Origin of the sequence: Nocardioides sp. (assembly GCF_036274455.1) — a bacterium.
Lineage (GTDB): Bacteria > Actinomycetota > Actinomycetes > Propionibacteriales > Nocardioidaceae > Nocardioides.
In genome coordinates this window covers 1-7,082 of the sequence record NZ_DASUFR010000125.1, presented here as the reverse complement: position 1 = coordinate 7,082, position 7,082 = coordinate 1, and the positions used below count along the sequence as shown (strand labels likewise).

Annotated in this window: 7 protein-coding genes and 1 pseudogene; 2 read left to right on the top strand and 6 right to left on the bottom strand. The window is 73.4% G+C overall.

All coding sequences use genetic code 11. The features are described 5' to 3' along the window. A partial coding sequence (locus VFV89_RS11975; RefSeq protein ID WP_329706170.1) for a serine hydrolase occupies positions 1-634 on the top strand: 634 nt, incomplete at its 5' end. On the opposite strand, the gene VFV89_RS11970 is transcribed toward VFV89_RS11975, so the two are convergent. The 5 genes from VFV89_RS11970 to folE form a co-directional block, all read right to left on the bottom strand. Further along, positions 619-1,287, bottom strand: a complete 669-nt coding sequence (locus VFV89_RS11970; protein WP_329706169.1) for a response regulator transcription factor — start codon at positions 1,285-1,287, stop codon at positions 619-621. The genes VFV89_RS11975 and VFV89_RS11970 overlap by 16 nt on opposite strands. Beyond that, positions 1,284-3,347 carry a sensor histidine kinase gene (locus tag VFV89_RS11965; protein ID WP_329706168.1) on the bottom strand — a complete coding sequence of 688 codons (2,064 nt, stop codon included), beginning with the start codon at positions 3,345-3,347 and terminating at the stop codon, positions 1,284-1,286. The genes VFV89_RS11970 and VFV89_RS11965 overlap by 4 nt, the downstream gene beginning before the upstream one ends. Positions 3,348-3,424: 77 nt before the next feature. Continuing rightward, entirely contained in the window at positions 3,425-4,159 is a 735-nt protein-coding gene (locus VFV89_RS11960; protein ID WP_329706167.1) for a hypothetical protein, read from the bottom strand. Positions 4,160-4,254: 95 nt separating this feature from the next. After that, on the bottom strand, positions 4,255-5,433 hold the full coding sequence (locus VFV89_RS11955) for an NAD(P)/FAD-dependent oxidoreductase (RefSeq protein ID WP_329706166.1): 1,179 nt from the start codon (positions 5,431-5,433) through the stop codon (positions 4,255-4,257). Beyond that, entirely contained in the window at positions 5,426-6,031 is a 606-nt protein-coding gene (folE, locus tag VFV89_RS11950) for a GTP cyclohydrolase I FolE (protein ID WP_329706165.1), read from the bottom strand. The genes VFV89_RS11955 and folE overlap by 8 nt, the downstream gene beginning before the upstream one ends. A gap of 118 nt (positions 6,032-6,149) precedes the next feature. Between folE and VFV89_RS11945 the strand changes: the two genes are divergently transcribed. Next, positions 6,150-6,839 (top strand): helix-turn-helix transcriptional regulator, encoded by a 690-nt coding sequence (locus tag VFV89_RS11945; RefSeq protein ID WP_329706164.1) that lies wholly within the window; start codon positions 6,150-6,152, stop codon positions 6,837-6,839. Here the strand turns inward: VFV89_RS11945 and VFV89_RS11940 are convergent. After that, positions 6,819-7,082 (bottom strand): annotated as a pseudogene (locus VFV89_RS11940) (protoporphyrinogen oxidase); the annotation flags it as partial. The gene VFV89_RS11945 and the pseudogene VFV89_RS11940 overlap by 21 nt on opposite strands.

Below are 7,082 nucleotides of genomic sequence, written 5' to 3'. Positions count from 1 at the left end.
GGCGTGCGCCGAGCACGCGCTGACCTACGGCCATCTCCTGGACCAGCTGGTCCGCCTGGCCACCGGCGAGGAGCTCGCCACGAGGTTCGCCCGGCTGGCCGGCGAGCAGGGCTGGGACCTCCACCTGCGGGTCGCCGTGGGCGACCTCGCCCGGGTGGCCGACCCGGTCGCCCTCGACCCGGACTGGCCACGCACCTACACCGAGGACCCGCGCTGGGGGCCGGCGATGACCCGTCCGCCCGGGCTGCTCGACCCGGTCGTCCTCGGCTCCGAGCGGTGGCGCACGACGTCGTTCCCGGCCATCGGCCTGCACGCCAGCGCCCGCGGGCTGGCGACCTTCTACGGGCAGCTCATGGACGGCTCGGTCCGCGAGCTGCTCGGCGAGGAGCTGCACCGGGAGTACGTCGGCCCGCAGGTGACCGGCCACGACCTCCTGCTCGACCGCGAGGTCACCTGGACCCTCGGCTTCCAGGTCGACGAGGACGACATCGGCATGGGCGGAGCCGGGGGCAGCAGCGGCTGGTGGTCGTTCATCGGCGACTACGCCGCGGCGTTCGTCACCCGGGGGCTGGGCACCCACGACCGCGACGAGGCGGTCTGGGAGCTGCTGAACGAGCGCTACTCGCGGCCGTAGCCGGCTTCCCGAGCCTTCACGATCGCCTCGCCGCGGCCGGCGGCGTGCAGCTTGGTGTAGATAGACGAGACCGTGTTGCGGACCGTCTTGCCGGACACGAACAGCTCCCGTGCGATCTGGTCGTTGGACCGGCCGGCGGCCAGCATGTCGAGCACCGAGCGCTCCCGCTCGGTGAGGTCGGGGAACGGCTCCTCGGCCTGCGCCGCCGGGCGCACGGAGGCGAAGTACGTCGCCACCCGGTCGGCCAGCGCTGCGCCGAAGACCATGCCGCCCGCGGCCGCGGCGCGCACGGCGTTCTGCACCTCCGCCGCCGACGACCCCTTGAGCAGGTAGCCGGACGCCCCGGCCCGGATCGCGCTGAGGACCGTGTCGTCGTCCTCGTTCATGGTCAGCATGACGACGCGGGGAGCGGGCGTCCGGCCGGTGATGAACCGGGTGGCCTCGATGCCGTCGAGCTCGGGCATCTGGATGTCCATCAGCACCACGTCGGGGCCGGTCTCGCTGACCACGTGCACCGCGTCCTTGCCGTCGGTGGCGGTGCCGACGACCTCGACGCCGTCGAGCGCCCCGAGCAGCGCGACCAGCCCGTCCCGCACGATCTGGTGGTCGTCCACGACGACGACACGGACGGTCTGGTCGGTCTCGGTGCTCATGGTCGGGTCCCTTCGGGGTGGTGGGTGAGCGGGAGCCAGGCGCGGACCACGGTCCCGCCGGTGGGCGGGCAAGTGACCTCGCTGCGGCCGCCGAGCTCGGCGGCCCGCTCGCGCAGCGAGACCAGGCCGACGCCGGCCTGGGCCTCCGCGGCGATGCCGGTGCCGTCGTCGGCGACCTCGACGAGCAGGTCGCGGTCGTCGCGGTGCAGCCGGACGGTGGCCCGGCGCGCGTGCGCGTGCCGGGTGAGGTTGGTGAGCGCCTCCCCGGCGATGCGGTAGGCCGCCACCTCGACCGCGGCCGGCAGCGCACCGAGCTCCTCGGCGTCGACCGACACCGACGGACCCCCGCTTCCCGTGATCCGCTCGGCCTGCTGGGCGAGGGCGCCGACCAGTCCGCGGTCGTCGAGCGCTGGTGGTCGCAGGTCGTGGACGAGCCGGCGTACGTCGGCGACCACGTCCTGTATGTGGCCGCTGAGGCTGCCGATGGTCTGCTTGGCGGCCTCCGGGTCCTTGTCGACCAGCAGCCGTGCCGACTCGAGCTGGTAGACGACGCCACTGAGCGAGGGGCCGAGCCCGTCGTGGAGGTCGCGCCGGATCCGGCGCCGCTCCTCCTCGCGGGCGACCACGAGTCGCTCGCGGCTCTCCTGCAGCTCGTCCGCGAGCCGGCTGGTCCGGGCCGCGGTGGCCGCCTGCCGGACCAGGTCGGCGAGCAGCTGCTCGTCGCGCCGGGACAGGCGCGACCGCAGCCCCCGGGCGGGCAGCATGACCCGTCCGACCTCCTGGCCGCGGTAGGTGATCGGCAGCGCGCGCACCTCGGCCGGCGCAGTGCCGTGCGTCGCAGCCAGCCGCTCTCCGGAGGGCCGGTCCACCTCGACCCGGACGTATCCGACTCCGAACGCCGATGCCACCGCGTCGGCGACCACAGCCAGCTGCTCCGGACCTTCGTCGGCCTGCTCGAGCGCAGTGGCCAGCCCGGCGACCACGTCGTAAGGACGGTCCCGCTCGCCGAACACGAGCCGGCGCACGACCGCGGCCAGCCGCTGCCGGAGCGGCCCGTAGAGCAGGATCGTCAGGAGCAGCACCAGCACCACGACCTGGCGCTCCTCCAGCGTGTCGCCGAGCACCCGGTCGACCAGCATGACCGCGAGCAGGTCCACGGCCACCAGCACCCCTCCCAGGACGCCGAGGACGACCGTGGCGCTGAGCAGGTCGCGCACGGGGACCAGCCCCGGCCGCACGATTCCGATGGTCATCGACACCGCGGGCAGGGACGCGATCACGAAGATGGCCAGGTCCCGCAGGACGCTCGTGTCCGAGAACGAGGTGACCGCGAGGACCAGGGCCATGACCACCACGGCCCACAACAGCCAGCGCATGCGGTCGCGCTCCAGGCCGGCGGCGCGGTGGTACCGGACCACGACGGACACCATGGAGATGACCACACCCGCCACCGTCAGCAGCAGCGTGACCGGCACCGCGGCGTCGGTGAAGCCTTGCGGGAGCGGGAGCGCGCCTGCGTCGAGGTCGACGCCCGGCGGCAGCGCCACGTCGGGGCTCCGGTCGTAGGCCGGCGCGACGATGACGAGCAGAGCGGCCAGGAACATGACGACGCACGTCACCTGGCCGACGCGGCCCCAGCGGCCGGGCAGGAATCGGCCGGTCGGGAAGATGAACAGCAGCACGGCCACGGTCAGGGGCAGCAGCGAGCCGAGCCGGTTGAGCACCCACAGCGCCGCATTCGCGCCGGTGAGCGCTTCGTCGGTGCGGATGCCGTAGGCGACCCACGACTGGGCGAGGCCGTCGACCCCCCAGAACAGCGCCAGCCAGCCGAGCGCCCACCCGAACGCCTGCCGCCGGTCGTGGCGCAGCACCACCGCGCAGCAGCCCCCGAAGACCAGCCCGATCGCGGCGTACGGCCAGCCGTAGCCGTCCGCGAGCTCCACCCCGGCACCGCCGCCGGGGCGTACGGCGTCCAGCCACACGGTGAGCGCGAGCACCAGGACAGACAGCGCGGGCAGCACCAGCCACGCCGCGCGATGGTTCGACCCCGGCACCCGCACCGGCACATTGTGCGGGACGTGACTCGGCCGGCCGGTTCCGTGCGGGACCCGGCCGACCGTGTCGGGGGTGAGGTGGTTCACCGGCCGTGCGACGCCTTGTGGAACGACCGGTCGCCGACCGTGAAGCCGACGGCGGTGACGAGCAGCCACAGGACGCCGGTGACGCCGGACATGTACTCCAGCGGCGAGATGCCGAGAACGACGGTCAGCCCGCCGAGCACCAGGCCCACGATGCCGAGCCAGCGCGGGACCCCGCGCGACCGCGACACAGCGAAAAGGGCGAGCCCGGCGAGGCCGGCCAGCGTCCAGAGCCACGGGATGGTGCCGACCCAGTGGCCGTAGATCGCGGCCGAAGCGTCGTCGACGCTCGCGGTGTCCGCACCGGCGGGCATCATGAACTCGGTGTCGAGCCCGGAGCCCATGATCGACACCACAGCGGTGCCCGCCAGGCCGACGAGCGCCACCACCGGCGCCAGGCCGTCGGCGGCGGTGGCGCGCAGCCGCCGGAACAGCCCGGCAGCGAACACCACCATCAGCACCGCGCCCAGCGCGGTGATCGAGTGGAAGGCGAACAGGATCCCGGCGTTGTCGGACAACTCGCCGGCGATGCCGTCGATGGAGCCGTGGCTGTAGTCGTCCTGGTAGACGTAGCCGGACGCCGAGCTGGTGACGATCGTCGCCGCGCCCAGGAGTGCGGAGCCGATGCCGGCCACCGCCCAGAGGCGGGACGGTGAGGTGGTGGGCCCGCTGTCACCGGTCTCGATCGAGGCCAGGTCGGAGCGAACCGGGTTCTGCGTGGTGACGGTGGTCATCGCGGTTCCCTTTCGGAGGTCGTTGGTGTGCGATGACCTCACCGTGCCGGGCCCGGTGTCCCGGCCGGCAGGGACAACCCGGCAGTGTTCCCGGACTACCGCCCGACGTCCGCGAGAGGGGTGTCCGGGTCGCTCAGCCTGTCGACGTCGACCACGGTGCGGTTGACGATCAGCGGCCTGACCTCGTCGGGGACGTCCCAGACGTTGACGTTCATCGCGGCCAGGATCCGGTCCTGGTCGTCGAGCCAGAACGCCACGAACTCGCGCTTCTCGACCTCGCCCCGGGTGACCACCCGCGCGGTGTCGTCACGGGTCGCATGGCCGACGTACTCCATGCCGAGGTCGTACTGGTCGCTGAAGAAGTAGGGCAGCCGGTCGTAGGCGGCCGAGCCGCCCAGGATCGCGGCGGCCGCGGTGGCGGGCTGGTTGAGGGCGTTGGCCCAGTGCTCGACCCGGACCCGGCGCCCGAGGACCGGATGGTCGTGGTTGGCGATGTCGCCGACCGCGTAGACGTCCGGGTCACTGGTGCGCAGGCTCGCGTCGACGAGGACACCGTTGTCGACGTCGAGCCCCGCGGCCTCGGCGAGCTCGGTGCGGGGCCGGACGCCGACGCCGACGACGACCGCGTCGGCTTCGAGTCCGGACAGGTCGGTGCTGCCAAGCCGGAGGTCGACCCCGTGCTCGCGGTGCAGGTCGGCGAAGACACTGCCCATCTCCGGGCCGAGCACTCCGAGCAGCGGCTGCGCGGCCGCCTCGACCAGCGTGACGTCGGTGCCGGCCTCGCGAGCCGCGGCGGCCACCTCGAGACCGATCCAGCCTCCGCCGATGACCGCGAGCCGCTTGCCCGCGCCGAACGTCGCCTTGATGCGGTCGGAGTCGGCGTGGGTGCGCAGGGTCAGCGGCTCGGCGCCGGGGACCGGCAGCGCCCTGGGCTCGGACCCGGTCGCGAGGACCAGCGCGCCGTAGGGCAGGCGGCTGCCGTCGTCGAGCTCGACCTCGTGGGCGGCTCGGTCGATCGCAGTGGCCCGGACGCCGCGCCGCAGGTCGACGTCGTGCTCGGCGTACCACTCCTCGGGGTGGACCACGGCCTTGTCGAACTCGTCCTTGCCCATGAGGTAGCCCTTGGAGAGCGGGGGCCGCTCGTAGGGCAGCTCGTCCTCGGCGGCCAGCAGGGTCACCGACCCGGTGTAGCCCTGCTCACGGAGCGCCTCGGCCGTCTTGGCGCCGGCCAGCCCACCCCCGACGATGACGACGCTGTCGGGACCCTCAGCCATGCCGTGCCTCCGTCCCGGTGAGCGCGAAGAACTCCTGCCGCGAACGCGGGTCCTCGCGCAGCACGCCGCGCAGCGCTGATGTCACAGTAGTCGCTCCCCTGGCCTGGATCCCGCGCAGCGTCATGCACGTGTGCTCGGCCTCGATGACGACGCCGACACCGCGCGGCTCGAGCTGCTCCTCGAGCCAGTCGGCGACCTGGGTGGTCAGCCGCTCCTGCACCTGGGGGCGGGCGCAGAAGTGGCTGACCACGCGGGCCAGCTTGGAGAGCCCGAGGATGCGCTCTCCAGGCAGGTAGCCGACGTGCGCGACGCCGGTGAACGGAAGCAGGTGGTGCTCGCAGACCGCACGCATCGGGATCGACCTCGCCAGCACCAGCTCGTCGTACCTCTCGTCGTTGGGGAACGTCGTGAGGTCGAACTCGTGGGTGCTGAACAGCTCTGCGTAGGCCCTGGCGATCCGGCCAGGCGTGCCGCGCAGGCTCTCGGTGTCGGTGGCGATGCCGAGGGCGTGGAGGAGGTCAGCGGCGGCGCGCTCTGCCGCAGCCAGGTCCACCTCCGTCGCGGGGGGCACGACGCGCAGCGCGGGCATCAAGGTCATGGCGGCTCCGTTCTGTTTCACCAATACAGACTGGTTTTATTCGCTGCCGACGTCAAGAGAGAAGCCGAAACTCTCATGAACCAATGATCATTGGCCCAATGGTGGTCTAATGGACGACGTGGACCGAGCAGCCGTGGCGGCGATCGCGGCGCTCGACGACGACGTACGCCGGGCGCTCTACGAGCACGTCCGGGCAGCGGGCACCCCGGTCACCCGTGAGGAGGCTGCCGCCGCGGTCGGGATCTCCCGCAAGCTGGCGGCCTTCCACCTCGACAAGCTGGTGGAGCTCGGGGTGCTGCGGTCCGGGTTCGGGCCGCCGTCCGAACGTCGTGTGGGCCGGGCGCCGCGGCGCTACGAGCCGGCCGAGGAGGACATCGCCGTGCGGGTGCCCGAGCGCAGCCCGGAGCTCCTGGCCTCGATCCTCGTCGAGGCGGTGACCAGCGAGGGCCCGGACGAGCGGGCGGAGGACGCCGTGCTCCGGGTGGCCCGCGACCGCGGCGCTCGCATCGGGGCGGCGGAGCGGGCCCGGCTGCGGGGTGGCCGGGTCGGGCCGGAGCGGGCCCTCGCCGCCAGCGAGGAGCTGCTGGCCCAGCAGGGCTTCGAGCCCTTCGGTGAGAAGGGGTCGGTGCGGCTCCGCAACTGCCCGTTCCACCCGATGGCCGGCGTGGCCCCCGGGCTGGTGTGCGGGCTCAACCACGCCTACCTCGCGGGGCTGGTCGAGGGCCTCGGCGCAGGTGACCGGGTGGCGGCCGAGCTCGCCCCGCGGGCCGGCGAGTGCTGCGTGGAGCTACGACCGCGGCAGGGCTGAGACCGCCGCGCGGGCCGAGCCGACCACGGCCGGGATGCCGACTCCGTCGTAGGCCGCCCCGCACAGTGCGAGCCCGGGCACCGCGTCCACCGCGGCCCTGATCCGCGCCACCCGGTCGAGGTGGCCGACGGTGTACTGCGGCAGCCCGCCGCCCCACCGCTGCACGTGCGTCGCCACCGGTGCCGCGGTGATGCCCGCCGCCTCGGCCAGGTCGGCAAGCGACGCGGCGACCAGCTCGTCGTC

Bases quoted from the DNA above. Each gene is read 5' to 3' on its own strand.
- folE (WP_329706165.1), bottom strand. From the start codon at position 6,031: ATGACCTTGATGCCCGCGCTGCGCGTCGTGCCCCCCGCGACGGAGGTG.
- VFV89_RS11955 (WP_329706166.1), bottom strand. From the start codon at position 5,433: ATGGCTGAGGGTCCCGACAGCGTCGTCATCGTCGGGGGTGGGCTGGCC.
- VFV89_RS11970 (WP_329706169.1), bottom strand. From the start codon at position 1,287: ATGAGCACCGAGACCGACCAGACCGTCCGTGTCGTCGTCGTGGACGAC.
- VFV89_RS11960 (WP_329706167.1), bottom strand. From the start codon at position 4,159: ATGACCACCGTCACCACGCAGAACCCGGTTCGCTCCGACCTGGCCTCG.